Source organism: Streptomyces sp. NPDC012825, assembly GCF_042900925.1.
In the GTDB taxonomy this organism is placed as follows: Bacteria; Actinomycetota; Actinomycetes; order Streptomycetales; family Streptomycetaceae; genus Streptomyces.
Map to the genome: position 1 here is coordinate 198,272 of NZ_JBIBBZ010000009.1, position 24,034 is coordinate 222,305.

At 71.9% G+C, this 24,034-nt stretch carries 23 protein-coding genes; 11 read left to right on the top strand and 12 right to left on the bottom strand.

From position 1 onward, the window contains the following. Window positions 1-49: 49 nt before the first annotated feature. From ccsB to hemL, 7 genes are all read right to left on the bottom strand, one after another. Window positions 50-1,135, bottom strand: a complete 1,086-nt coding sequence (gene ccsB / locus ACFY7E_RS20720) for a c-type cytochrome biogenesis protein CcsB (RefSeq protein ID WP_389486841.1) — start codon at window positions 1,133-1,135, stop codon at window positions 50-52. After that, a complete protein-coding gene (locus ACFY7E_RS20725) occupies window positions 1,132-2,922 on the bottom strand; it encodes a cytochrome c biogenesis protein ResB (RefSeq protein WP_389486843.1) in 1,791 nt (596 codons plus the stop codon). The genes ccsB and ACFY7E_RS20725 overlap by 4 nt, the downstream gene beginning before the upstream one ends. A 5-nt stretch (window positions 2,923-2,927) precedes the next feature. Then, on the bottom strand, window positions 2,928-3,665 hold the full coding sequence (locus tag ACFY7E_RS20730; RefSeq protein WP_383436994.1) for a cytochrome c biogenesis CcdA family protein: 738 nt from the start codon (window positions 3,663-3,665) through the stop codon (window positions 2,928-2,930). Between the two features lie 4 nt (window positions 3,666-3,669). Beyond that, complete coding sequence (locus tag ACFY7E_RS20735) at window positions 3,670-4,272, bottom strand: TlpA family protein disulfide reductase (RefSeq protein WP_389486845.1); 603 nt, start codon at window positions 4,270-4,272, stop codon at window positions 3,670-3,672. 126 nt (window positions 4,273-4,398) lie between these two features. After that, entirely contained in the window at window positions 4,399-5,667 is a 1,269-nt protein-coding gene (locus tag ACFY7E_RS20740; RefSeq protein ID WP_389486847.1) for a hypothetical protein, read from the bottom strand. Window positions 5,668-5,892: 225 nt separating this feature from the next. Then, window positions 5,893-6,540 carry a histidine phosphatase family protein gene (locus tag ACFY7E_RS20745; RefSeq protein WP_389486918.1) on the bottom strand — a complete coding sequence of 216 codons (648 nt, stop codon included), beginning with the start codon at window positions 6,538-6,540 and terminating at the stop codon, window positions 5,893-5,895. A gap of 152 nt (window positions 6,541-6,692) precedes the next feature. Next, entirely contained in the window at window positions 6,693-8,039 is a 1,347-nt protein-coding gene (hemL, locus tag ACFY7E_RS20750; RefSeq protein WP_389486849.1) for a glutamate-1-semialdehyde 2,1-aminomutase, read from the bottom strand. Window positions 8,040-8,269: 230 nt separating this feature from the next. Between hemL and ACFY7E_RS20755 the strand changes: the two genes are divergently transcribed. Together ACFY7E_RS20755 and ACFY7E_RS20760 are read left to right on the top strand one after the other, a co-directional pair. Further along, window positions 8,270-8,878, top strand: a complete 609-nt coding sequence (locus ACFY7E_RS20755) for a hypothetical protein (protein ID WP_389486851.1) — start codon at window positions 8,270-8,272, stop codon at window positions 8,876-8,878. A gap of 205 nt (window positions 8,879-9,083) precedes the next feature. Then, window positions 9,084-9,500, top strand: coding sequence for a MerR family transcriptional regulator (locus tag ACFY7E_RS20760; RefSeq protein ID WP_389486920.1), 417 nt, complete (start codon window positions 9,084-9,086; stop codon window positions 9,498-9,500). 15 nt (window positions 9,501-9,515) lie between these two features. Here ACFY7E_RS20760 and ACFY7E_RS20765 read toward each other — a convergent pair whose 3' ends face one another. Further along, a complete protein-coding gene (locus tag ACFY7E_RS20765) occupies window positions 9,516-10,469 on the bottom strand; it encodes an ABC transporter substrate-binding protein (protein ID WP_389486852.1) in 954 nt (317 codons plus the stop codon). A 259-nt stretch (window positions 10,470-10,728) separates the two neighbouring features. Between ACFY7E_RS20765 and ACFY7E_RS20770 the strand changes: the two genes are divergently transcribed. The 3 genes from ACFY7E_RS20770 (at window position 10,729) to ACFY7E_RS20780 (ending at window position 12,551) form a co-directional block, all read left to right on the top strand. Beyond that, window positions 10,729-10,971 carry a hypothetical protein gene (locus ACFY7E_RS20770; RefSeq protein ID WP_383437011.1) on the top strand — a complete coding sequence of 81 codons (243 nt, stop codon included), beginning with the start codon at window positions 10,729-10,731 and terminating at the stop codon, window positions 10,969-10,971. A gap of 171 nt (window positions 10,972-11,142) precedes the next feature. Continuing rightward, the gene (locus tag ACFY7E_RS20775; protein ID WP_389486854.1) at window positions 11,143-12,000 is read left to right on the top strand and encodes a DUF6597 domain-containing transcriptional factor; all 858 of its coding nucleotides are present in this window, start codon (window positions 11,143-11,145) and stop codon (window positions 11,998-12,000) included. Window positions 12,001-12,014: 14 nt separating this feature from the next. Further along, the gene (locus tag ACFY7E_RS20780; protein WP_389486856.1) at window positions 12,015-12,551 is read left to right on the top strand and encodes a GNAT family N-acetyltransferase; all 537 of its coding nucleotides are present in this window, start codon (window positions 12,015-12,017) and stop codon (window positions 12,549-12,551) included. Here ACFY7E_RS20780 and ACFY7E_RS20785 read toward each other — a convergent pair. Further along, a complete protein-coding gene (locus ACFY7E_RS20785) occupies window positions 12,539-12,988 on the bottom strand; it encodes a GNAT family N-acetyltransferase (protein WP_389486858.1) in 450 nt (149 codons plus the stop codon). The two genes, ACFY7E_RS20780 and ACFY7E_RS20785, sit on opposite strands and share 13 nt — an antisense overlap. A 181-nt stretch (window positions 12,989-13,169) precedes the next feature. Here ACFY7E_RS20785 and ACFY7E_RS20790 point away from each other — a divergent pair, with 181 nt between their 5' ends. Further along, window positions 13,170-13,907: a Mut7-C RNAse domain-containing protein gene (locus ACFY7E_RS20790; RefSeq protein WP_389486860.1), complete on the top strand. Its 738-nt coding sequence runs from the start codon at window positions 13,170-13,172 to the stop codon at window positions 13,905-13,907. A 29-nt stretch (window positions 13,908-13,936) separates the two neighbouring features. On the opposite strand, the gene ACFY7E_RS20795 is transcribed toward ACFY7E_RS20790, so the two are convergent. After that, window positions 13,937-14,386 carry a hypothetical protein gene (locus ACFY7E_RS20795; RefSeq protein WP_389486862.1) on the bottom strand — a complete coding sequence of 150 codons (450 nt, stop codon included), beginning with the start codon at window positions 14,384-14,386 and terminating at the stop codon, window positions 13,937-13,939. Window positions 14,387-14,552: 166 nt separating this feature from the next. Here ACFY7E_RS20795 and ACFY7E_RS20800 point away from each other — a divergent pair, with 166 nt between their 5' ends. Beyond that, the gene (locus ACFY7E_RS20800) at window positions 14,553-15,317 is read left to right on the top strand and encodes an SDR family NAD(P)-dependent oxidoreductase (protein ID WP_389486922.1); all 765 of its coding nucleotides are present in this window, start codon (window positions 14,553-14,555) and stop codon (window positions 15,315-15,317) included. A 185-nt stretch (window positions 15,318-15,502) separates the two neighbouring features. On the opposite strand, the gene ACFY7E_RS20805 is transcribed toward ACFY7E_RS20800, so the two are convergent. Then, the gene (locus ACFY7E_RS20805) at window positions 15,503-16,696 is read right to left on the bottom strand and encodes an RtcB family protein (protein WP_389486864.1); all 1,194 of its coding nucleotides are present in this window, start codon (window positions 16,694-16,696) and stop codon (window positions 15,503-15,505) included. 174 nt (window positions 16,697-16,870) lie between these two features. On the opposite strand from ACFY7E_RS20805, the gene ACFY7E_RS20810 reads away from it, so the two are divergent. The 3 genes from ACFY7E_RS20810 to ACFY7E_RS20820 all read left to right on the top strand — a co-directional run bounded on the left by ACFY7E_RS20810 (window position 16,871) and on the right by ACFY7E_RS20820 (window position 20,176). Continuing rightward, window positions 16,871-17,863 carry a DUF3558 domain-containing protein gene (locus ACFY7E_RS20810; RefSeq protein WP_389486866.1) on the top strand — a complete coding sequence of 331 codons (993 nt, stop codon included), beginning with the start codon at window positions 16,871-16,873 and terminating at the stop codon, window positions 17,861-17,863. 168 nt (window positions 17,864-18,031) lie between these two features. Continuing rightward, entirely contained in the window at window positions 18,032-18,757 is a 726-nt protein-coding gene (locus ACFY7E_RS20815) for a DUF3558 domain-containing protein (protein WP_389486868.1), read from the top strand. Between the two features lie 144 nt (window positions 18,758-18,901). After that, entirely contained in the window at window positions 18,902-20,176 is a 1,275-nt protein-coding gene (locus ACFY7E_RS20820; protein ID WP_389486870.1) for a DUF2637 domain-containing protein, read from the top strand. 100 nt (window positions 20,177-20,276) lie between these two features. Here ACFY7E_RS20820 and lysS read toward each other — a convergent pair whose 3' ends face one another. Further along, window positions 20,277-22,001, bottom strand: a complete 1,725-nt coding sequence (gene lysS / locus ACFY7E_RS20825; RefSeq protein ID WP_389486872.1) for a lysine--tRNA ligase — start codon at window positions 21,999-22,001, stop codon at window positions 20,277-20,279. Between the two features lie 237 nt (window positions 22,002-22,238). On the opposite strand from lysS, the gene argS reads away from it, so the two are divergent. Next, a complete protein-coding gene (gene argS / locus ACFY7E_RS20830) occupies window positions 22,239-24,029 on the top strand; it encodes an arginine--tRNA ligase (protein WP_389486874.1) in 1,791 nt (596 codons plus the stop codon). The last annotated feature ends 5 nt before the right edge of the window (window positions 24,030-24,034 follow it).

Below are 24,034 nucleotides of genomic sequence, written 5' to 3' on the forward strand. Positions count from 1 at the left end.
TTCCAGCGTCACCCCGGGGCGGGCCCGGTGCCAGCCCGGAGGCCGGACCTCAGACTCCGGCGTAGGAGTGCTTGCTGCTCACGAAGATGTTCACGCCGTAGTAGTTGAAGAGGAAACAGGCGAAGGCGACGAGCGCGATGTACGCGGCCTTCCGGCCCTTCCAGCCGGCCGTCGCGCGCGCGTGCAGGTAGGCGGCGTACCCGACCCACGTGATGAACGACCAGACCTCCTTGGCGTCCCACCCCCAGTAGCGGCCCCACGCGTCGCCGGCCCAGATCGCGCCCGCGATGATCGTGAAGGTCCACAGCGGGAAGACCGCCGCGTTCACCCGGTAGGAGAACTTGTCGAGCGAGGCCGCGGCGGGCAGCCGCTCCAGGACCGAACGGGCGAAGGCGCCGGGGTTGCCGCCGGTCGCCAGCTTGTTCTCGTACGAGTCGCGGAAGAGGTACAGCAGGGTGGCGACCGCGCCGAGGTAGAAGACCGCGCCGCAGAAGATCGCGGTGGAGACGTGGATCCACAGCCAGTACGAGTCGAGCGCGGGCACCAGCTGGTCGCTGGGGGTCTTCAGCCAGGTGACGGCCATGCCCAGGTCGAGCAGGACGGTGGTGACCAGCGGCAGGCCGATCCAGCGCACGTTCTTCTTGGCGAGGAGGAAGCCGAGGTACGCGCCGACCGCCACCGTGGAGAAGGTGGTGGAGAACTCGTACATGTTGCCCCAGGGGGCCCGCTGCACGGAGAGCGCCCGGGTGATCACGCCCGAGGCCTCGACCAGGAAGGCGAGGACGGTGAGCGAGACGGCGATCCGGCCGTAGAGGTCGCCCTTGACCGTGCCGCCGGCCGCGCCGGGGCCGTCCGGCACGTCGCGGGTGCCGGCCGCGCTCCGGGTGACGACTTTCGGCCGGTCGAGCACGGCGGTGGAGCCGGCCTGCTTGCCCCGGACGGTCACGGTGGCGGCCGGGGCCTGCCCGGCCCGGGGGGTGAGGGCGGCGGCGGTGCGGCCGACCTTGCTGCGGCTGCCGAAGACCCACTCGGCGATGTGGGCGAAGAAGGCCAGGGTGTAGACGGCCATCGAGGAGTAGATGAGCACGTCGCTCATCCGCGCCAGGCTCTCGTCGGTCGTGGCGGCGAGGATCACTTGTCAGCCTCTCCAGAAGGGGCGGGGTCTTCCGCGGGTGCGTCCGCTGGTTCCGTGGTGTCCGGTGCGGCGGTGTCCGGTACGGCGGTTTCCGGTACGGCCTCCGGATCGGCGCGCGGGGTCTCCGCGGTGGGCGGGGCCTGGGCCGTGAGCGCGACCGCGAGGTCCGCCAGCTCCTCGGGGAGCTTCGCGGACTCGCTGCGGCCGAGACCGGCCATCTCGACGACGGTGACGCCGTCCTCGCCCCGTACGGCCCGGACCCAGACCCGGCGCCGCTGGATGAAGAGCGAGCCGGTCAGGCCGGCGATGGCGGCGATGGCGCCCGCGAGGGCGAGGCCGTTGCCCGGCTGCTGCGAGACCTGGAAGCTCGCCCACTCCTTGATCTCCTTCTCGAAGGTGATCGAGCCGGCGCCGTCGGGGAGCGTCATGGTCTCGCCGGGCAGCAGGCGCTCGGCGAGCTTGCCGCCGGACGCGTCCTTGAACTGGGTCATCTTGGACTTGTCGAGCTGGTACACGTTCTGCGGCAGACCGGAGTCCACGCGCAGGTCGCCGTGGAAGCCGGTGAGCGCCATGACGGGGAAGTCGAGCGCCGGGAACTGCGAGAACATCGTGCCCTGGCCGGCGCCCGCGAAGGTCGGCACGAAGAACGCCTGGAAGCCCAGCTGCTGCTTCTTGCCGCCCTTGTCGCGGTAGCCGTCCATGACCTTGATCGCGCCGGTCGACGTGATGTTGTTGTCGATCGGGAGCAGGGGCACGGCGCCGTGGAAGACGGCCTTGCCGCGTCCGTCCCTGACGGTGACGACGGGCGCGTAGCCGTGGGCGATCAGATAGACCTTGGAGTCGCCCACCTTCAGCGGCTCGTTGACCCGGATGACCGCCTTCCGGTCGGCGCCGCCCCGCGAGTAGGTGACGGCCGCCTCGAAGGTGCGGGGGGTGCCGCGCTGCGGTCCGCTCTTCTCGTACGTGCCGGTGAAGGAGTCCAGCGTGAAGCTGAACGGCTCCAGCTCGTCGGTGCCGAACCAGGAGCCCGACTTGAAGTCGTCGTACTGGGTGAGCGTGTTGGAGAAGCCGTCGCCCTCGACGATCAGCTTGCCGCCCTCGGACTTGAGGAGCTGGCCCCAGGCGAAGGCGACGAGCATCACGATCAGGGCGACGTGGAAGACCAGGTTCCCGGCCTCGCGCAGGTAGCCCTTCTCGGCGGCGACCGCGTCCCCCGCCCGGTGGGTGCGGAAGCGGCGCTTCCCCAGGAGGGCGAGCGCGGCCTCGCGGGCCTGCTCGGGCTCGGCCCCGGTGCGCCAGGTGGTGTACGCGGGGAGCCGGTCGAGGCGGCGGGGGGCGCCCGGCGGACGGCCCCGGAGCTGGCCGACGAACTGCAGGGTGCGCGGGACGATGCAGCCGATGAGGGAGACGAACAGCAGGATGTAGATCGCGGAGAACCACACCGAGCTGTAGACGTCGAAGAACTGGAGCTTCTCGTAGAGCGGCGTGAGCGCGGGGTGGGCGTCCTTGAAGGCCTGCACCTTCATCTCGTCCGCGCCGTTCTGCGGGACGAGGGAGCCGGGGACGGCGCCGAGGGAGAGCATGAAGAGGAGGATCAGGGCGACCCGCATGGAGGTCAGCTGGCGCCAGAACCAGCGGATCCAGCCGACGACCCCGAGGACGGGGCCGCCGGGGGCGGCGTCCCCCCGGCCCGGCGGGTCCTCCCGGTCCTCCCGGGGGGCGGTGGACAGCGCGGCCCCGGCGGCCTCGTCGGCGGCGGTGCTCTCCGTCGTGTCGGTCTTGCTCATGGAACTCAGATCCCCACCGTGAAACCGTCGGACCAGCCCTGCATCGTGGCGACCATGCTGTCCCACGCCCCCGTGAGGAGCAGGACGCCGGTGACGATCATCATGCCGCCGCCGATCCGCATGACCCAGACGTAGTGCCGCTTGACCCAGCCGAACGCGCCCAGCGCCTTGCGGAAGGCGAGGGCGGCGAGCACGAACGGTACGCCGAGACCGAGGCAGTACGCGAAGGCGAGTATCGCCCCGCGTCCGGCGCTGGCCTGCTCCAGGGCGAGCGCGTTGACGGAGGCGAGGGTCGGGCCGATGCAGGGGGTCCAGCCGATGCCGAAGAGGGCGCCGAGCAGCGGGGCGCCGACCAGGCCGGCGGCGGGCTTCCGGTGGAAGCGGAACTCGCGCTGGGTCAGCCAGGGCATCAGGCCGAGGAAGAAGACGCCCATGAGGATCATGAGGACGCCGAGGACCGTGGTGAGCGTCTCGCGGTACTCCTGGAGGGTCGCCCCGAAGTAGCCGAAGAGGGCGCCGCCGGAGACGAACACGGCGGTGAAGCCGAGGACGAAGAGGACGGCGCCGGTGGTCATCCGGCCGCGGCGGCTCTCGGCGAGGTCGGTGCCGGTGACCCCGGTCACGTAGCTGAGGTAGCCGGGGACGAGCGGGAGGACGCACGGCGAGAAGAAGGAGACGAGGCCGCCGAGGACCGCGAGGGGCAGGGCGAGCAGCAGGGCTCCGCTGGTGACCGTCTCGTTCACCGGCTCACTTCTCCCTGAGGAGCGGGTCGATCATCGAGCGGAGCTTCTTGTCGTCGAGGGCCATGAGGGCGCGGGCGGCGATCTTGCCCTCCTTGTCGAGGACGACGGTGGAGGGGATGCCCTGGAGGCTGAGGGTGCCCTTGGGGAAGCCGAAGAGGATCAGCTTGCCGGCGGGGTCGTAGAGGCTCGGGTAGGGGACCTCGTAGTCCTCTTCGAAGGTGAGCGCCTGCTGCTTGTTGGAGTCGCGGGTGTTGAGGCCGACGAACGCGACGTCCTGGCCCTCGAGGTCGTTCGCGACCTTGGCGAAGTGGGGGGCCTCGGCGCGGCAGGGGCCGCACCAGGAGCCCCAGGCGTTGAGGACGACGACCTTGCCCTTGAGGTCGGCGACGTCGAGCCGCTCGCCTTCGAGGGTCTCGCCGGCGAGTTCGCCCGGGGTCGCGCGCTTGCCCTTGGGGGCGGTGGAGATGCCGCCCTTGGTGGTGACGAAGTTGGTGCCGCCGCCGGACGTGCCGTCGCTCTCGCCGCCGCCGCAGGCCGAGAGCGCGAGGGCGGCGGTCAGCACTCCGACGGCGAACAGGGTGCGTCGAGGGGCACGGCTAAGGCTCATGTGAAAAGTTTCGCATGGGCGTTTGGGGGATCTTGGGCACCCCCCTACGTGCCCGTAAAGCACCTTGTCAAGGATGGCTAAGCGAGGGGGGTGTCCGGAGGCCCCGCGGGAACTCGCGGAAAACGATCAGGCGGCCCCGAGAAAGGCCTTCCAGCCGCCGGTGGGCTTCTCCCCCACGCCCAGGCCGCGCAGTTTCGCGAGAATCCTCGGATCCTGGACGTCGAGCCAGTCCACGAACTGCCGGAAGGAGACGAGCCGGACGTCCTTCTTTCCGGCCATTCCCTTGAGCGCCTCTTCGACGGCGTCCATGTAGATCCCGCCGTTCCACTGCTCGAAGTGGTTGCCGACGAAGAAAGGCGCGCGATTCGTCTCGTACGCGCGCGTGAAGCCGGAGAGATACGCCTCGGCCGCCTGCCTGCGCCAGCCCGGATAGCGCGAGGGCATGCCCTTCGTGGAGTTCCCCGACTGGTTGGCGAGCATGTTGTAGTCCATGGAGAGGACTTCGAAGGAGTGCCCGGGGAAGGGCACGGCCTGGAGGGGGAGGTCCCAGATCCCCCGCCGCTTGTCGGGCCAGGTCTGGCGGCCGCCGGGCGAGCTGGCGTCGTAGCGCCAGCCGAGCCGCTCGGCGGTGGGCAGCAGGTTGTCCTGGCCGAGGAGGCAGGGGGTGCGGCCGCCGACGAGCTCCTTGGAGTAGTCGAAGGGCAGCGGGTCGAGTTCGGTCCAGCCGCTGTTGGTCTTCCACTCCGTGACGAACTTCACGGCCTGGTCGATCTCGCTCTGCCACTGGGCCGGGGTCCAGTTGCCGACGGAGCCGGAGCCGCCGCAGAAGTGCCCGTTGAAGTGGGTGCCGATCTCGTGGCCCTCCAGCCAGGCCTGCCGGACGTACTTCAGGGTGTCCTTGACGTGGTCGTCGGTGAGGTAGCCGATGTCGGAGGCGCCGACGCGGTTGTTCGGCGGGCGGTAGAGGTTCTTCTTCGACTCGGGCAGGAGGTAGATCCCGGAGAGGAAGAAGGTCATCGCCGCGTCGTGGTTCTTCGCGAGTTCGAGGAAGCGCGGGAAGAGCCCGTTGCCGACCTCGCCGGCACCGTCCCAGGAGAAGATCACGAACTGGGGCGGGGTCTGGCCGGGTTCGAGGGGGACGGGGGCGCCGGGCTGGTGGGGCTGCTTGCCGGTGTCGGCGGTGGAGCCGTCGCCGATGAGCCGCACGGGGTCCGCGGTCGGGCCGGGGGTGCCCGGATCCGCCGTGGCGTCACCGCCCTTGCCGGGCCGGTCGGGTCCGGGATGTCCCGACTTGTTCTGGTTCGAGGTGCTGCACGCCGCGACGCCCATCGCCGCGGCGGCCCCGACTCCCGCCCCGAGCAGCCCCCTTCGGGTGATTCCGCTGATCTCGCGCATGCCGTCCCCATTCACACTGACGTATGACCTGAATGTCATCCAAACCGACAAACAGTGAGATGCAGGGAGGAACACGGGGGTTCCCGTGGAATAGCACAAAAATTTAAGGGCGTTCGGATGACATGAACATCATCCGAACGCCCTGAACCATGGCCCGTCAAGAGCGGACTGTCCAGCCGGGGTGACCTGAGGCTCCGGTCCGCGTGACCTGAAACCCCGGTCCGCCTACGCCCCGAAGGCCTTCGACTTCCCCTTGGCCGGCTTCGCGCCCGCGAGCAGGTGCGCCGGGACCAGGTCCCGGGCCGGCTCGCTGTACCCCACCGACACGATCCTGTCGCCCCGGTACGTGAACGAGGTCAGCGACGCGAGCGTGCACTGCCGCCGCCGCGGGTCGTGCCACAGCCGCCGCTTCTCCACGAAGCTGCGGACGATCCAGATCGGCAGCTGGTGGCTGACGCAGACCGCCTCGTGCCCCCGGGCCGCGTCCTTCGCCGCGTCGAGCGCGCCCATCATGCGGACGACCTGCTCGACGTACGGCTCGCCCCAGGACGGCTGGAACGGGTTGGTCAGGTGCCTCCAGTTCGCCGGCTTGCGCAGCGCCCCGTCGCCGACGCCGAAGGTCTTGCCCTCGAAGACGTTCGCCGCCTCGATGAGACGCGGGTCACTGGCCAGGTCGAGACCGTGGGACTTGGCGATCGGCTCCGCCGTCTCCTGCGCCCGCTCCAGCGGGGAGGCGACGACGTACGTGACGTCCCGCTCGGCCAGGTGCTCCGCGACCCGGTCCGCCATCCGCCGGCCCAGGTCGGAGAGGTGGTAGCCGGCGCGGCGCCCGTAGAGGACGCCGTCGGGGTTGTGCACCTCGCCGTGGCGCATCAGGTGCACCACGGTGATGTCGTCGTCGCCCTTCGCCCGCGCCTGCACCCGGTCCTCGGGCGTGGTGGCGGAGCCGGTCGCGACCTCGGTGCCGCTGGGGCGCCCGGTCTCGCTCACGTTCTTCTCCTCGGTGCGGTCGTTCGCCGGGTCGCTCACGCCGTGGCCTCCGCGGCGGCGCGGGCGGCGGCCGGCAGGGCGGCGGCGATCCGCTCGACCGCCCGCTCGTCGTGGGCGGTCGACACGAACCAGGACTCGAACGCGGACGGCGGCAGGTACACCCCGTCGGCCAGCATCGAGTGGAAGAAGGCGTTGAAGCGGAAGGCCTCCTGCTTCTTCGCCTCGTCGTAGTTCCGCACCTCGTCGGCGGTGAAGAACACCGAGAACATGTTGGAGGCGGTCTGCAGCCGGTGCGCCACGCCCTCCTTGGCCAGCGCGTCCGTGACCAGGCCCCGGATCTCCCGCGAGACCGCGTCCACCTTCGCGTACGCGGCGTCGTCGAGCAGCCGCAGCTGCGCGAGTCCGGCGGCGGTCGCGACCGGGTTCCCGGAGAGCGTGCCCGCCTGGTAGACCGGGCCCGCCGGGGCCAGGTGCCCCATGACGTCGGCGCGGCCGCCGAACGCGGCGGCCGGGAAGCCGCCGCCCATGACCTTGCCGAAGGTCAGCAGGTCGGGCCGCACGCCGTCGACCCCGTACCAGCCGGCCTTCGAGGTGCGGAAACCGGTCATCACCTCGTCCGAGACGTACAGCGCGCCGTTCTCCCGGCACAGGTCCGCCAGGCCCTGGTTGAAGCCCTCGGCCGGCGGGACGACGCCCATGTTGCCCGGCGAGGCCTCGGTGATGACGCAGGCGATCTCGCCCGGGTGCGCGGCGAACGCGGCCCGCACCGCCTCCAGGTCGTTGTACGGCAGCACGATCGTGTCGCCGGCCTGCGCGCCGGTCACTCCCGGCGTGTCCGGCAGCGCGAAGGTGGCCAGGCCGGAACCGGCCGAGGCGAGCAGCGCGTCCACGTGACCGTGGTAGCAGCCCGCGAACTTGACGACCTTCGCGCGTCCGGTGAACCCGCGGGCGAGCCGGATCGCGGACATCGTCGCCTCGGTGCCCGAGGAGACCAGGCGCACCTGCTCGACCGGCTCCACGCGCGCGACGATCTCCTCCGCGAGCGCCACCTCGCCCTCGCCGGGGGTGCCGAACGAGGTGCCGCGCGCCACGGCGGCCTGCACGGCGGCGGTGACCTCCGGGTGCGCGTGGCCGAGGATCATCGGTCCCCACGAGCAGACCAGGTCGACGTACTCCCGCCCGTCCGCGTCGGTGAGGTACGGACCGGAACCGGACACCATGAACCGGGGCGTTCCGCCCACGGCCCGGAAGGCACGCACCGGTGAGTTCACGCCGCCGGGCGTCACGAGGGAAGCGCGGTCGAAAAGCGTCTGTGAGACTGGGGCTTCGTATGAATACGGCACTGTGATCCTGACCTGCGAGAACGACTGAGGGCACGACATCGGGAACGGGGGGACGGCGTGGGCATCCCGGGTATTACGCCGGGGCGTACGCCCTCCGCGTCTGCGAAACTGGGGCGTCATAGGGATGGCTCACGGAATCCATGGTGTCAGAGGCCACGGCGTTCTCGCGGACGGGTGTTTCGCCGTACGAGCGCGGGGGAGGTCACTGTCACGATGATCGGGTTGCGCGGCGGGGTCGTGTTTCCGAGAAAAAGCAGTCGGGTGGAGATATGCATCGCGGTGGCGGACCGGGCGAGGGGACGGACGACCTGGGTCCGGAGTCTGCCCGGCGGGGAAGGCACCGGCGCCGGCGGACCGAAGACCCGGCCCCGGAATCTCCGGGAAGGCAAGGAGCCCCGGACGCCCACAGCGGGCGGGACGCCGGGGGCGGGAGGGGCCGGTTGGGGGTGACGTACAAGTACTTCGGCGCGCCCGACGGCGCCACGGCGGCCCGGGTGCCGATCTCGATGCGTCCCGAGGAACTCGGCGGCGACGAGCTCGGCATGGGCGGCATGTTCACCAAGATCAAGCCGGAGACCATAGCGGCCATGGTCCTCACCGGCATCCAGGGCATGCCCCTGCACAAGGTGCCTCCGCTGGAGCTGGTGGTCCTGCACCCCGACTACGCGGTGGTGAAGCTGCCGATGACCGTCGTCGACCCGCTGCGCGCGATCGGCGAGGAGTCGGTCGGTGCCGCCGCCTTCATCTGGTCCACGGTCCCGGACCGCGGCGGCCCCCGCGACGCCTTCGACGTCTACCGGCTCCTCCACGAGTGGCAGGACTTCTCGGTGCGCCTCCACGAGGCGGGACACCAGCCGTACTGCCTGGTGTGGCCGTGAGGACCCGGTGACGCGCTGACGCGACGGGGCCTCCGGCTCCGGCGTACGGCTTACGGGCAGGCGTTTCGCCGTCCTTCCGATCCCCATAAGTGCTGAAATTAGGACGAATGGGATGGAATGCGCGGATGTCGCGTTCCAGGGGAGGGCCCGACGCCCTGTGGAAGCGCCCGTACGAGGAGGGACCCGTCGCGTGAGCGGAGTACGAATGGCCGGCGAACCCATGCAGATCGGTGAGGTCGCCGCACGGACCGAACTGTCCCTGCGCACCATCCGGCAGTACGAGGACAGCGGCCTGGTCGTCCCCTCGGCGGCCTCCCCGGGCGGCTTCCCCCTCTACACGGACGAGGACGTGTCCCGGCTCATGGTGGTCCGCCGGATGAAGCCGCTCGGCTTCACCCTGGACGAGACCCGCGAACTCCTCACGGCCATGGACCGGCTCGCCGCCGACCGCCCGGGCACCGACACCGAGCTCACCCCGGACGAGCGGGCCGCGCTGGTGTCCCGCGTCCGCCGCTACGAGCAGGCCGCCGCCGAGCGGGTCGCCGAACTGCGGGCGCAGCTCACCCGCGCGGAGGAGTTCGCCCAGTCCCTGCGCACCCGCCTGACGGCGGCCCCGGCCTGAACCGAAGGACGCGTCTCAGGGCGCCAGCGCCTCCGCGAGGTCGCGGAAGAAGCGGGCGTACGCGGCGGCGCTGGGCGGCGTCTCCGGATTCCAGGGGGCGAGCCGCACCCCGCCGGGAAGGGCGTACGGGGGCGTGGCGTGGTCCCGGTTGTCGAAGAGGACCAGGTCGGGACGGAGCCCGGCGGCGTGCTCCCAGCCGGTGGTGAGCCAGTTGGCGCCCGGCCCGGGACCCGGGTCGAGCAACCGGACGCCGAGCCCGGCGAGCCACGCCAGTTCGGGCCAGGCCCGCGGGCGCGCCAGGTGCACCTGGTCGGGCCCGGCCCCGGAGAGCGCGAGCACGCCGAGCCCGCTGCGGGCCGCCGCCTCCCGGAGCGCGGCCTCGGCGGCCTCGAACTCCGCGAGGGCGGCGCCCTGACCGGGCCCGACGGCCGGACTCACGGTCACCGGGGTCACGATCTCCGGCCCCACCGCCTCCGAGCCCACGACCACGGGGCGCACGGCCTCCGGAGCAGGGCCCGCCCCCGCGGCCGCCGGGCCCACCACCCGCAGACCGGCGGCCAGCGCGGCGAACCGGTCGAGGAGGCCCGGCAGGTCCGGCCCGCCGCCGACGGAGAGGACGACGAGCGGCACCCCGAGCCGCTCGACGAGCGCCGCGTCCAGCGCGTACGGGCTCTTCCCGTCGTACGTCACGTCGACGACGAGATCCGGCCGCAGCTCCCGCAGCACCGCCTCGTCCAGGTCCCGGCCCGGCCCGAGGTACGGCACCCCGACCGCCTCCAGGACCCCCGCCTTCGCCGGGTCGTACACGTCGCCGTCGTGCCCGGATCCGTACACCGCGACCGGCGTCACCCCCAGGTCGTACAGGGCGGCCCCGGCCCTTACGTACGCGACCACCCGCCTCGGCACCCGGTCCGCCCCCGGCCGCGCGCCCCTGTCGTCGGTGAACCCCCACGCCTGCGTTTCGGACATGCGGCTGCTCCCTCCCCGGTCCGAATCTCCCTGTTCCGCCACCTTGGAACGGTTGTCCGGCCCGCACAAGAGGGCCTGCGGCCCCGCGCCCGCCGCCCCGGCCGGGATCCGGCCCCGGCTCCCCCCTGCCGGAAGGGCGCCACGGGGTGTTGACTGAACGCGTCGGGAGGAAGCAGCAGGAATCGCCACGCCGTCGTGCGGGCGCCCCACCCGCCGGGGCGCACCCCGTACGGGCGGCTCTCACGCCCTGGAGTGAGCCATGCCCTTGCCCGGCCGGTTCTCCGACCCCCGTGCGATCACGCTCTTCGGCCTGCTCGCCGTCTCGACGGCGACGTGCCTGGCCCTGGGCCTGCGCGCCCGCGCCCGCCGCGACCGGGCGGGCGCCCCGCTGGAGCGCGTCTGGCACCCGCAGGAGTCGGTCCCGCTGACGCCCGCCGAGGAACACGCCTTCGGCCAGGTCGTCTCCCGCCTCTCCTCCGGCCCGACGGGCCGCCCGCGCTGAACCACCCGGGACACGCGCTCCACCACGCGCGCGGGTCGCGGCCGGTCGTGGCGAGCAGGCGCGCGAAGGCGCCGGCGTCCCCGAAGACGCCGGCTCTCCGGGCCGTCGGGCCCGGCCCGGCTCGAAGAGAGCACGACGGGCACGGCCGGAAAGACACCTAGCATGCGGAACATGTCCGCCTCCGCTCCCCGCCGGGACACCCGGGGCATCGTCGACCCCGCCGGGCTGCTCTCCCGCGTCCGCTTCCGCCGGCACCTCCCGGCCCCGGAGCTGCGGCCCTACCTGGAGCACTACTGGCTGATCGACTGGGAGCTGCCGGAGCCGTACGCGGGCCACGTCGTCCCGCACCCCTCGGTGAACGTCGTCTTCCAGCGGTACGGCCCGCCGGGCGCCCCGGCGGACGGGGGGACGACGTCGGCCGAGGTCTCCGGGATCGGGCTCGGCCTGTTCGCCCACGAGCTGACGGGGACGGGCCGGGTCTGCGGGATCCAGTTCCGCCCCGGCGGCTTCCGGCCCTTCGCGCCCGCGTGGCCGGTGTCGGCGTGGACGGGCCGCCGCGTCCCGCTGACCGGGGTCTTCCCGGACACGGACACGGACACCGGCCCCGGCCTCTCGGCCGCCGTCCTCTCCCCCGACGAGGACCACGCGCGCGTGGCGGCGCTCGACGCCTTCCTCCTCGCGCACGGACCGGCCCCCGATCCGGCCGCCGACCTCGCCGTGGAGCTGGTGGAGCTGGTCCGTTCGGACCGCACGGTCCGCAGGACGTCCCGGCTCGCCACCGCCTCGGGCCTGTCGCCCCGCTCCCTCCAGCGCCTCTTCGCGAGCCGCGTCGGGGTCGGCCCGAAGTGGGTGATCCTGCGCTACCGCATCCACGAGGCCCTGGAACGCGCCGGGACCGCGAGCACCCTCGACTGGGCCGCCCTCGCGGCCGAACTGGGCTACAGCGACCAGGCCCACCTCGTACGGGACTTCACGGCGACGATCGGAGTGCCGCCGACGGCGTACGCCCGCGGCCCGTCAGTGCCGTGACCTACGGTGCGGGAATGGACGACGACACCTCACGCGTACGCCTGGAACCCTGGTCCGAGGAGGACGCCGGACTCCTGCGCGCCCTGAACGCACCGGAACTGACCGCCCACCTCGGCGGCCCGGAGACCGGGGAACAACTCGCGCGGCGCCATCGGCGGTACGTGGCGATGAGCGCCGCCGACCCGGGCGCGGGCAGAATGTTCCGGATCGTGCTGCTCCCGGAGGAGACCGCGGTGGGCGGCATCGGCTTCTGGGCGCAGACCTGGGACGGTGAACCCGTCTACGAGACCGGGTGGACCGTGCTGCCCGGCTTCCAGGGCCGGGGCGTGGCGACGTCCGCCACGCGCGCGGTGATCGCGGAGGCCCGGGCCACGGGCCTCCGTCGGCATCTGCACGCCTTCCCGTCGTCGGACAACGCCGCCTCGAACGCGGTGTGCCGCAAGGCGGGGTTCGAACCGCGCGGCGAGCGGGACTTCGAGTACCCGCCGGGCCGCCCGATGCGGTGCAACGACTGGCGGCTCGACCTGGGGGTCCCGCTTCAGGAGGCCTGACCGGGCGCGGTGAGCGGCCGGGAGAAGTGGAAGGCCACGATGTCGAACCGCTCCCGCAGGTAGAAGCGGTGGGCTCCGGTGCGGTGGGTGCCGGAGTCCAGAGTGAGCTCGTGGCAGCCGGCCGTGCGGGCGTGCCCCTCCAGATGGGCGATCAGCGCGCGCCCGACACCGGTGGAACGCTCGGCCGCCGCCGTCACCAGGTCGTCGACGTAGAGGTGGCGCAGGGAGCTGGTGTTGACGACGATCCGCCAGCCGGCCGCCCCGACGCAGCGCCCGTCGTCGGCGTAGGCGGCGCTGAACCGCAGCCCCTGGGGGTGCCCGGCCCCGTACACCTCGCGGAAGAGCTCCGGGGTGAGGTGGGGGCGGAGTTCGGAGAGGACCGGCAGGAGGTCGCCCTCCAGGCGGGGATCGCCCGGTTCGAGATCGGTGATCTTCATGCCGGGACGGTACCTCAGGGCTTGCGGGGAGGGACGGGGGTGACGGGGGCCGACCGGGGGCAGCCCCGGTCGGCCCCCGTCGCCCCGGTCGGCCCGGACCGACCACCCGCCCGGCCGTCTCCGACCGCCCCCGGACCGAATTCCCTGGCCGCCCGTCCGCCCCCGGTGCCATCCTGTCCCCGTGAACGGACCGGAGATCCAGATCAGTTTCGCCCCCGGCCTGCGGCTCTTCGTCTCGGCGGAGCGGCGCACCGGCCCCACCCCCGTGACCACCGACGGCACCTCGTCCCTCGGCCACGTCGTGGAATCGCTGGGCGTGCCCCTCACCGAGGCCGGACGGCTGCTGGTCGACGGACGGCCCGTCGAGGCCGCGCACGTCCCGGGCGCGGGCGAGACGGTCGAGGTCGAGGACGTCACCCGCCCGCAGCAGGTCCCCGGCGCACCCCTCCGCTTCCTGCTCGACGTGCACCTCGGCACCCTGGCCCGGCGCCTGCGCCTCCTCGGTGTGGACGCCGCGTACGAGAGCGAGGACATCGGCGACCCCGCCCTGGCCGCGCTCTCCGCACGGGAGCGGCGCGTCATGCTCTCCCGGGACCGAGGCCTGCTGCGCCGGCGCGAACTGTGGGCGGGCGCCTACGTCTACAGCGACCGGCCGGAGGAGCAGCTCCGGGACGTGCTCGAACGGTTCGCGCCGCCGCTCGCGCCCTGGACCCGCTGCACCGCCTGCAACGGCGAGCTGAGCGGCGCCGACAAGGACGCGGTGCGCGAGCGGCTGGAACAGGGCACCGAGAAGACGTACGACGTGTTCGCCCAGTGCGTGGAGTGCGACCGGGTCTACTGGCGCGGCGCCCACCACGCGCGCCTGGAGGCGATCGTCTCCGACGCGGTGCGGGAGTTCGGCGGGGCGGCGGCCCGCTGAGGCCCGGGCGGACGGGTCCCGCCCCGGAATCAGAAGACGTACGGGTCACCGGTGTCGAGCGCCAGGACGCGATGCCGGTCGTTCCCCGGGTTCGGGTCGACCGCCCCGTCCCGCCAGGGCGTACTGATCTCCGCCGTCAGCTCCTCCGGGAACCCCGCGGTCCACAGGTCGAGCGCCAGCTCCCCGTCCCTCCCGCCCACCGGAAGCTCCCCCGTCCGGCAGGACACCACCCGGTCGCTGCTCCACAGACAGGCCGGCGGCAGCTCGTACCCGCCGGCCATCGGCACCGAGAAGGCGATCCGGACCGTCGCCCGGGAGAAGGGGGCGGGCCCGTGGTTCTCACTGACCAGCCGGACGCCGAGCCGCCCGTCCCGGAGGAGGAGATGCCCGTGGTGGGACAGATCCGCCTCGGCCCCCACCGCCCCGGCCCCGGCCCCCGCGCCCACCACCACGGCGACCGCGAGAGCGACCCCGAGCACACCCCGACGCAATCCACACATAAGCACAAAATAACCACGAAAACCCCCGTCCCCCCGCACCCCGGCCCGCGTGTCCACACCACGACCGCCCCGCCACCCCTCGTCCCGCCCCGCCTATCCTGACCGGGCGATCACCACCGTCGATCACCTGCGCGAGGAGCACGCCATGACCGCCCCCGGTACCCCCATCGCCGTCGTCACCGGCGCGAGCAGCGGAATCGGCGCCGCCACGGCCAGGCAGCTGGCCGCCGCCGGCTACCGCGTGGTCCTCACCGCCCGCCGCAAGGACCGCATCGAGGCCCTCGCCGCCGAGATCAACGACGCCGGCCACCAGGCCACCGCCTACGCCCTCGACGTCACCGACCGCGCCGCCGTCGACGAGTTCGCCACCGCCTTCCGCAGCCTCGCCGTCCTCGTCAACAACGCGGGCGGCGCCCTCGGCGCCGACCCCGTCGCCACCGGCGACCCCGAGGACTGGCGCCGCATGTACGAGGTCAACGTCCTCGGCACCCTCCACGTGACCCAGGCCCTGCTCCCCGCCCTCACCGCGAGCGGCGACGGCACGGTCGTCGTCCTCTCCTCCACCGCCGGCCACAGCACCTACGAGGGCGGCGGCGGCTACGTCGCCGCCAAGAACGGCGCCCGCGTCCTCGCCGAAACCCTCCGCCTGGAGATCGTCGGCACCCCCGTCCGCGTCATCGAGATCGCCCCCGGCATGGTCAAGACCGACGAGTTCGCCACCACCCGCTTCCGCGGCGACACCGACAAGGCCGCCAAGGTCTACGCCGGCGTACCCGACCCCCTCACGGCCGACGACGTCGCCGAGACCATCACCTGGGCCTGCACCCGCCCCCCGCACGTCAACATCGACCTCCTGGTCGTCCGCCCCCGCGCCCAGGCCTCCAACACCAAGGTCCACCGGGAACTCTGACCACGGCCCACCGCACGAACGGGTGCACCGATCCGCTCACCCGCACGGCGACCGGACGGAACAGAGCTGCTCCATGCGCCCGGGACGCCTCCGCGGCGGGCAGGTGCCGATGCCCTGAGCCGCAGTTCCCGTAGAAAGCCCGAAACGGGGTGCCGCGTCGGCGGCACCCCGTTCCCGCTTACTTCTCAGCCCTTCACACAGACGACCTGCTTCAGCTTCGCGACGACCTCCACCAGGTCCCGCTGCTGATCCATCACCTGCTCGATCGGCTTGTACGCGCCCGGGATCTCGTCCACGACGCCGGAGTCCTTGCGGCACTCCACGCCCCGCGTCTGCTCCTCCAGGTCCCGCACCGTGAAGCGCCGCTTCGCCGCGCTCCGGCTCATCCGGCGGCCCGCGCCGTGCGAGGCGGAGTTGAACGCCTTCTCGTTGCCGAGCCCCTTCACGATGTACGAGCTGGTGCCCATCGAGCCCGGGATGATCCCGAACTCCCCGGAGCCGGCCCGGATCGCGCCCTTCCGCGTGACCAGCAGGTCCATGCCCTCGTACCGCTCCTCCGCCACGTAGTTGTGGTGGCAGGAGATCACCGGCTCGAAGGTCACCCGGGCCTTGCGGAACTCCCGGCGGAGGACCTCCTGGAAGAGGGCCATCATGACCGCGCGGTTGTACTTCGCATATTCTTGCGCCCAGAAGAGGTCGTTCCGGTAGGCGGCCATCTGCGGGGTGTCCGAGACGAACACCGCCAGGTCGCGGTCGACAAGGCCCTTGTTGTGAGGCAATTTCTGCGCCTCACCGATGTGGTGCTCAGCGAGTTCCTTGCCGATGTTCCGAGAACCGGAGTGCAGCACGAGCCACACCAAGCCATGCGTATCTATGCAGACTTCTGCATAGTGATTCCCTGACCCGAGCGTCCCCATCTGCCGCCCCGCCCGCTCCCGCCGGAACTTCACCGCGTCCGCGACCCCGTCGAACCGCGACCAGAAGTCGTCCCACCCCGCCGTCGGGAACTGGTACAGCCGCTTCGGGTCCACCGCCTCGTGGTGGAGGCCGCGGCCGACCGGGATGGCCTGTTCGATCCTGGAGCGCAGGCGGGAGAGGTCGCCCGGCAGGTCGTTGGCCGTCAGGGAGGTCTTGACCGCCGACATGCCGCAGCCGATGTCCACGCCGACCGCCGCCGGGCACACCGCGCCCTGCATCGCGATCACCGAGCCGACCGTCGCGCCCTTGCCGTAGTGCACGTCCGGCATCACGGCCAGGCCCTTGATCCAGGGGAGCGTCGCCACGTTCTGCAACTGCTGCATGGCGCCGCCCTCCACCGTGGAGGGGTCGGCCCACATCCGGATCGGTACTTTCGCTCCGGGCACCTCTACGTACGACATACTTCCTCGATTCCCCCGAAAAGACTGATAACGCAAAAACCGGAGCCAAAGCCCGTACAGGTGACAGGGGACCGGCATCAACGGCAGCGTGTGCGATAGACATTGTGTCCATCGGCCGGGTTCGCGCGGCAAACAGTTTTCGGGAAAGTCTTCGGGAGAAGGGAGCCTGGGACCGTGCAGGGAAAGAGGTACGCCCCCGGTCGCACGGGGTCCACGGCCCGCACGGGGTCCACGGCCCGCACCGGGCCCACGGCCCGTACCGCCGTCGCCCTCGTCCTCGGCCTCGGCCTCGGCGCGGGTCTCGCCGGCTGCTCCTCCGGCGCCCCCGCCGACGACGTCACCGTCGACGCCAAGGCCGGTCTCGCCGCCGCGGCCGCGCCGCCCGGCCGGTACCGCACCCTCTTCGAGCCCTGCGGCACCGTCCCGCAGGCCGTCCTCAAGGAGATGCTCCCGGGCGCCGCCGCCCTGGGCGACGCCGAGCGCGACCGGGCCTACCGGGGCAAGGCCGCCGTCACGTACGACACCGACCGGCGCGTCGGCTGCTCGTGGCGGGCCGACACCCCGGAGACCTCGCACCGGCTCTCGCTCGACATCGAGCGGGTGGTCTCGTACGACACCGCCGTCAGCGACGACGACCGGGCGCAGGAGGTGTACGTCCGCAAGCAGCTCGCGGCGGACATCCCCCTGCCGCCGACCGCTCCGCCCGCGCCGACCACGCCGCCCGGGGCCACCGGCTCCCCCGGCGGTACGGCCGGCCCCTCGCAGTCGGCGACCACCTCCCCGGCGACCGCCCCTCCGGCGCACAAGCCGCCGTCGACCGGTCCGACCCCGACCGGGTCCGCGCCCACTCCCACCGGGTCCGCGCCCACGTCCACCGGCTCCGCGCCCGCCGGGTCGACCCCGTCCGGCACTCCCTCCTCCACCGGTCTGGAGTCCCGCGTCCTGGAGGGTCTCGGGGACGTCGCGTACCTCGACGACGTCCTCGGCAACGCCGGTGCGAACAGCCGTCAGCGGTCGGTCAGCGTGGTGTTCCGCACATCCAACGTGATCGTGACGGTGTCCTACCGGGAGGAGACGAGCGGCTCCCCCGAGGCCCCGGACAGCGCGGAACTGCAGGAAAGGGCCCGGAAGCTGGCCCGCCTGCTGGCCGACCGCCTGGAGGAGTAGCCGTCCGGTGCCGCTCCGTGAGCGGACGGCGACCACGTAACGTGTCGCCGTGGCCCGTGGCCGTACCGGTGGTCGCGGTCGCCGGACCAGAGCCGGACCGAGCCGGACCGTACGGCGAACGGACCGTACGACAAGTGTCCGACCGTACGACAAGCGACTGAAGGAACCATGCAGCGATCAGCTCCGCGACTCACCCGCATACTCGCCTGCGCAGCCGTCCCGGTGATGCTCGTCGTCGCCGGCTGCTCCTCCGACTCCGGTGACTCCGGGAAGTCGGAGGCGCGGGAGGAGGCGAGCGCGTCCGCGACCCCGTCGCCCGTGCAGACGACGAAGACGGTCGAGCCGGCGAAGTTCGCGAAGCTGCCCCAGGTCTGCCGTTCGGTCTCGGCGAGGACGACGGCGTCCCTGGTGCCGAAGGCGAAGACCAAGGACGGGACGCCGGGCGTCTCCAGCGACCTGAGCAGCCGGGGCGGCTGTTCGTGGAACGGTCTGGAGGACAAGGGCGTGAAGGGTTCGCAGTACCGCTGGCTGGACGTGTCGGTCTACCGGTACGAGTCGGACGTCTCGCTCGGCAGCGGTCAGGAGCGGGCGCGGGAGAACCTCGCGAAGGAGGTCGCCAAGATCCAGGGGACCGCGGGGGCGAAGAAGCTGCGGACCACGGTGGCGACGGGCATCGGTGACGAGGCGAAGGCCGTGACGTACCAGGAGAGCAAGACGGGCGAGGACTTCGTGTACACCTCGGTCGTGGCGCGTACGGGGAACGTGCTGGTGCTGCTGTCGTACAACGGCGCCGGTTACGCGGGCGCGCCCACCCCGTCGGAGAAGACGATCACGGACGGTGCGGTGAGGGCGGCGAAGGAGGCCGTGGCGTCGGTGGCGGCGGCCAACAAGTAGTCGCGCGGGTGTTCGTGGACAAGTAGGAACAAAGCAGCGCGGAACGGTTGCGTCGGTACGGAGCCCGCCCCTCCCCCGGGGGCGGGCTTCGTTCACATGTGCCACTCTGTGCGCGCGAGATGTCGATCGACGGGAGGGTCGCGGGTGGCCGCGATGCAGCTGACACGCACACACCGGGTTCTCATCGGCCTCGTCATCGCCGGTGCGCTGATCATCGCGGGGATCGGTTTCGCGGGTTCGTACGCCGCCGTGCGCGAACTCGCTGTGCAAAAAGGTTTCGGCACCTTCTCGTACTTCTTCCCGATCGGCATCGACGCGGGCATCTGTGTGCTGCTCGCGCTCGACCTGCTGCTGACGTGGCTGCGGATCCCGTTCCCGCTGCTGCGGCAGACGGCGTGGGTGCTCACGGCGGCGACCATCGCCTTCAACGGCGCGGCGGCCTGGCCGGATCCGCTGGGCGTGGGCATGCACGCGGTGATCCCGGTGCTGTTCGTGGTGGCCGTGGAGGCGGCGCGTCACGCGGTGGGCCGGATCGCGGACATCACGGCCGACAAGCACATGGAGGGCGTGCGGCTGACCCGGTGGCTGCTGTCGCCGATCCCGACCTTCCGGCTGTGGCGGCGGATGAAGCTGTGGGAGCTGCGCTCGTACGAGCAGGTCATCAAGCTGGAGCAGGAGCGGATGATCTACCAGGCCCGGCTCCAGGCCCGGTTCGGCCGGAACTGGCGGCGGAAGGCGCCGGTGGAGGCGCTGATGCCGCTGCGTCTGGCGCGGTACGGGGTGCCGCTCGCGGAGACGGCGGCGGAGGGGCTCGCGGCGGCGGGCATCGAGCCGGCGGTGCTGCCCGCGCGGCAGGAGCAGGCGTACGAGCAGCTTCAGCCGTCGCCGGTGCCGCAGCAGTTCCAGCACCCCGGGAACGCGCAGGCGTCCCCGGGGCCGCAGCAGCTCGCGCAGCAGGCGGAGCTGCCGCGGACGGACGTCCCGGTCGTGCTGCCGGTGAACCACGAGAGCCCGTGGTTCGACACGCCGGAGGTCTCCCCGACGGCGTACACGGGCACGTACAACCTCCAGGGCGTCGAGGGGCCGGAGCAGGCGCCCGCCCCCCGGGGCCCACAGGCACCGGAGGGCTTTCCCGTACCGGAGGGCTTTCCCGCGCCGGGTGCCGAGGGGGACGCCGAGTACCAGGAGCACGCCGGGGAGCCGGACCCGCGCGACGGCCGGCTCCGCAAGGTCGTCCAGGACCTGATGTGGGAGTACGCCCGGCAGCAGGACCGTCTCCCGGACGAGTCGGAGGTGGCGCGCCTGGTGGCCGAGGAGCACGGCGGTCAGGAGTACTACGACCCCGAGCTGGTCGAGCGGGTGGTCTTCGAGACGCAGGAGGACATCCGGCAGGCGATGGCCGCGCGCCACACCACCTGATCCGTACAGCGGCACGGCGAAGGGCCGCCGCCCGGAGGTTTCCGGGCGGCGGCCCTTCGTCGTGTCTCCCGTGTCCTGCGTCCTGCGTCCTGCGCGTCCGTCACGCGCCGAGGAGCTTGCGCACCCGCTCCGCGCCGACGGCGAGGAGGAGGGTGGGGAGGCGCGGGCCGGTCTCGCGGCTCACGAGGAGCTTGTAGAGCAGGGCGAAGAAGGCGCGCTGGGCGAGCTTGAGTTCGGGCGTCGGCTTGGCCTCGGGGTCGAGTCCGGCCATGACCTTCGGGACGCCGTAGACGAGGGTGGTGAGCCCGTCGAGCGACCAGTGGGTGTCGAGGCCGTCCAGGAGGAGGCGGAGCGACTCGCGGCCCTCGTCGTCGAGGGAGCCGAGGAGCTCGGTGTCGGGCTCGTCGCGGACGATGGTGCGCTGGTCGGCCGGGACCTGGTTGGTGATCCAGTTCTCGGCGCGGTCGAGGCGCGGCCGGACCTCGTCGAGGGAGGTGACGGGGTTGTCGGGGTCGAGTTCGGTCAGGATCCGCAGGGTCTGCTCGTCGTGTCCGGCGGTGATGTCCATGACCGAGGCCAGGGTCCGGTACGGGAGGGGGCGCGGGGTCCGGGGCAGTTCGCCGGCGGCGGTGCGGGCGGCGCGGGAGTGGGCGGCGGCGTCGGCGGGCAGGACGGTGCCGTCGGCGACCTTGGCCTCCAGCTTGTCCCACTCGTCGTAGAGGCGCTGGATCTCCTGGTCGAAGGCGATCTTGAAGGACTGGTTGGGCCTGCGGCGGGCGTAGAGCCAGCGCAGCAGGGGCGCTTCCATGATCTTCAGGGCGTCGGCGGGGGTGGGGACGCCGCCGCGGGAGGAGGACATCTTGGCCATGCCGCTGATGCCGACGAAGGCGTACATGGGGCCGATGGGCTGGACGCCGTCGAAGATCTCGCGGACGATCTGGCCGCCGACGACGAAGGAGGAGCCGGGCGAGGAGTGGTCGACGCCGGAGGGCTCGAAGATCACGCCCTCGTAGGCCCAGCGCATGGGCCAGTCGACCTTCCAGACGAGCTTGCCGCGGTTGAACTCGCTGAGCGCGACGGTCTCGGAGAAGCCGCAGGCGGTGCAGGTGTAGGCGAGTTCGGTGGTGTCGTCGTCGTAGGAGGTGACGGTGGTGAGGTCCTTCTCGCACCGGCCGCAGAAGGGCTTGTACGGGAAGTAGCCGGAGCCGCCGCCGGAGCCGTCGTCCTCGGCGGCCGCGCCGGAGCCCTCCTCGGCTTCCAGCTCGGCCTCGTCGACGGGCTTCTGGTTCTGCTTCTTGGGCGCCTTCTTGGTGCGGTACTGGTCGAGGATGGCGTCGATGTCGGCGCGGTGCCTCATGGCGTGCAGGATCTGCTCGCGGTAGGTGCCGGCGGTGTACCGCTCGGTCTGGCTGATCGGGTCGTACTCGACGCCGAGCTCGGCCAGGGACTCGACCATGGCGGCCTTGAAGTGCTCGGCCCAGTTGGGGTGGGGCGAGCCGGCGGGGGCCGGGACGGAGGTCAGGGGCTTGCCGATGTGCTCGGCCCAGGTCCCGTCGACGCCCTCGACGCCGTTGGGGACCTTGCGGTAGCGGTCGTAGTCGTCCCAGGAGACGAGGTGGCGGACGGTGTGTCCGCGGCGGCGGATCTCGTCGGCGACCAGGTGCGGGGTCATGACCTCGCGGAGGTTGCCGAGGTGGATCGGGCCGGAGGGGGAGAGGCCGGAGGCGACGACGACCGGTTTGCCAGGCGCACGTCGCTCCGACTCGGCGATGACCTCGTCCGCGAAACGGGAGACCCAGTCGGTCTCGGTGCTGCTCTGAGCCACGGTCGGTACGTCCTTCTTTCCGTAAATCCTCGGTGCCCTGCGTCGGGCCTCACGCCTGCCATTGTCCCAGACGGAACGACGGGCCCCGGGGTTGTCCACAGGTGCGGGTCGTCCACAGCCGTGAGCCGCCCACGGGTCCGTGGTCGTCCACAGGCGGGAGAAAACACGTTGCTCCCCCGTGGGACACTTGACAAGCGAAATAGACCACCGGAACACCTCTCAACGGAACGGAAGCTCATGGCCTCGGTCCCTTCCCTCGCTTCGACCGTGCAGCAGCGCCTCGCGGACGGACTCTCGGCAGCCCTGCCGGAGGCCGCGTCCGCCGATCCGCTGCTGCGACGTAGCGACCGGGCCGACTTCCAGGCCAACGGCATCCTGGCGCTCGCCAAGCGGCTGAAGGGCAATCCGCGCGAGCTGGCGACGAAGGTCGTCGAGGCGATTCCGGCGAACGACGTCCTGAAGGAGGTCGAGGTCTCGGGCCCCGGCTTCCTGAACATCACGGTCACCGACCGGGCGATCGTGGAGACCCTGGCGGCCCGTGCCGCCGACGCGCGGCTCGGCGTGCCGTTCAACGAGTCGGCCGGCACGACGGTGATCGACTACGCGCAGCCGAACGTGGCGAAGGAGATGCACGTCGGCCACCTGCGGTCCGCGGTGATCGGCGCGGCGATGGTCGAGATCCTGGAGTTCACCGGCGAGACGGTGGTCCGGCGGCACCACATCGGCGACTGGGGCACCCAGTTCGGCATGCTCATCCAGTACCTGATCGAGCACCCGCACGAGCTGGACCACTCCTCGGAGTCCGAGGTGTCGGGCGAGGAGGCGATGTCCAACCTGAACCGGCTGTACAAGGCGTCGCGCGCCCTGTTCGACTCCGACGAGGAGTTCAAGACGCGGGCCCGCGCGCGCGTGGTGGACCTCCAGGCCGGTGACGAGGAGACGCTCGCCCTGTGGCAGCGGTTCGTGGACGAGTCGAAGATCTACTTCTACTCGGTCTTCGACAAGCTGGACATGGACATCCGGGACACCGACGTGGTCGGCGAGTCCGGTTACAACGACATGCTGGCGGAGACCTGCCGGATCCTGGAGGAGACGGGCGTCGCGGTCCGCTCCGAGGGCGCGCTGTGCGTGTTCTTCGACGACGTGAAGGGTCCGGACGGCAACCCGGTGCCGCTGATCGTGCAGAAGTCCGACGGCGGTTTCGGGTACGCGGCGACGGACCTGTCGGCGATCCGGGACCGGGTGGGGAACCTGAAGGCGTCGTCCCTGCTGTACGTGGTGGACGCGCGGCAGTCGCTGCACTTCAAGATGGTCTTCGAGACGGCCCGCCGGGCGGGCTGGCTGAACGACGAGGTGAAGGCGCACCAGCTGGCGTTCGGCACGGTCCTGGGCAAGGACGGCAAGCCGTTCAAGACCCGTGAGGGCGAGACGGTCCGGCTGGTGGACCTGCTGGACGAGGCCGTGGAGCGGGCGACGGAGGTCGTCCGCGAGAAGGAGGAGGCCTACCGGGAGAGGACCGGGCAGTCGCTCCTGACCGAGGCGGAGATCGTCGAGAACGGACAGCACGTGGGCATCGGCGCGGTGAAGTACGCCGACCTGTCGACGTCGGCCGCGCGGGACTACAAGTTCGACCTGGACCAGATGGTGTCGCTGAACGGCGACACGTCGGTGTACCTCCAGTACGCGTACGCGCGGGTCAGGTCGATCTTCGGCAAGGCGGGCGACCGCACCCCGGTCGCCCACCCGGAGCTGGAGCTGGCCCCGGCGGAGCGCGCGCTCGGCCTGCACCTGGACGGGTTCGCGGAGACGGTGGCGGAGGCGGCCGCGGAGTACGCGCCGCACAAGCTGACCGCGTACCTGTACCAGCTGGCCTCGCTGTACACGACGTTCTACGACCAGTGCCCGGTGCTCAAGCCGGAGCCGGCGCGGGAGGTCGCGGAGAACCGGCTGTTCCTCTGCGACCTGACGGCCCGCACGCTCCACCAGGGCATGGCGCTCCTGGGCATCCGGACGCCCGAGCGGCTCTGATCCCC

Bases quoted from the DNA above. Each gene is read 5' to 3' on its own strand.
- ACFY7E_RS20800 (WP_389486922.1), top strand. From the start codon at position 14,553: ATGACCGCCCCCGGTACCCCCATCGCCGTCGTCACCGGCGCGAGCAGC.
- ACFY7E_RS20765 (WP_389486852.1), bottom strand. From the start codon at position 10,469: ATGTCCGAAACGCAGGCGTGGGGGTTCACCGACGACAGGGGCGCGCGG.
- ACFY7E_RS20785 (WP_389486858.1), bottom strand. From the start codon at position 12,988: ATGAAGATCACCGATCTCGAACCGGGCGATCCCCGCCTGGAGGGCGAC.
- ACFY7E_RS20760 (WP_389486920.1), top strand. From the start codon at position 9,084: ATGGCCGGCGAACCCATGCAGATCGGTGAGGTCGCCGCACGGACCGAA.
- ACFY7E_RS20745 (WP_389486918.1), bottom strand. From the start codon at position 6,540: ATGCGCCACGGCGAGGTGCACAACCCCGACGGCGTCCTCTACGGGCGC.
- argS (WP_389486874.1), top strand. From the start codon at position 22,239: ATGGCCTCGGTCCCTTCCCTCGCTTCGACCGTGCAGCAGCGCCTCGCG.
- ACFY7E_RS20755 (WP_389486851.1), top strand. From the start codon at position 8,270: ATGCATCGCGGTGGCGGACCGGGCGAGGGGACGGACGACCTGGGTCCG.
- ACFY7E_RS20735 (WP_389486845.1), bottom strand. From the start codon at position 4,272: ATGAGCCTTAGCCGTGCCCCTCGACGCACCCTGTTCGCCGTCGGAGTG.
- ACFY7E_RS20740 (WP_389486847.1), bottom strand. From the start codon at position 5,667: ATGCGCGAGATCAGCGGAATCACCCGAAGGGGGCTGCTCGGGGCGGGA.
- ACFY7E_RS20780 (WP_389486856.1), top strand. From the start codon at position 12,015: ATGGACGACGACACCTCACGCGTACGCCTGGAACCCTGGTCCGAGGAG.
- ACFY7E_RS20725 (WP_389486843.1), bottom strand. From the start codon at position 2,922: ATGAGCAAGACCGACACGACGGAGAGCACCGCCGCCGACGAGGCCGCC.
- ACFY7E_RS20815 (WP_389486868.1), top strand. From the start codon at position 18,032: ATGCAGCGATCAGCTCCGCGACTCACCCGCATACTCGCCTGCGCAGCC.
- hemL (WP_389486849.1), bottom strand. From the start codon at position 8,039: ATGTCGTGCCCTCAGTCGTTCTCGCAGGTCAGGATCACAGTGCCGTAT.
- ACFY7E_RS20805 (WP_389486864.1), bottom strand. From the start codon at position 16,696: ATGTCGTACGTAGAGGTGCCCGGAGCGAAAGTACCGATCCGGATGTGG.
- ACFY7E_RS20770 (WP_383437011.1), top strand. From the start codon at position 10,729: ATGCCCTTGCCCGGCCGGTTCTCCGACCCCCGTGCGATCACGCTCTTC.
- ACFY7E_RS20775 (WP_389486854.1), top strand. From the start codon at position 11,143: ATGTCCGCCTCCGCTCCCCGCCGGGACACCCGGGGCATCGTCGACCCC.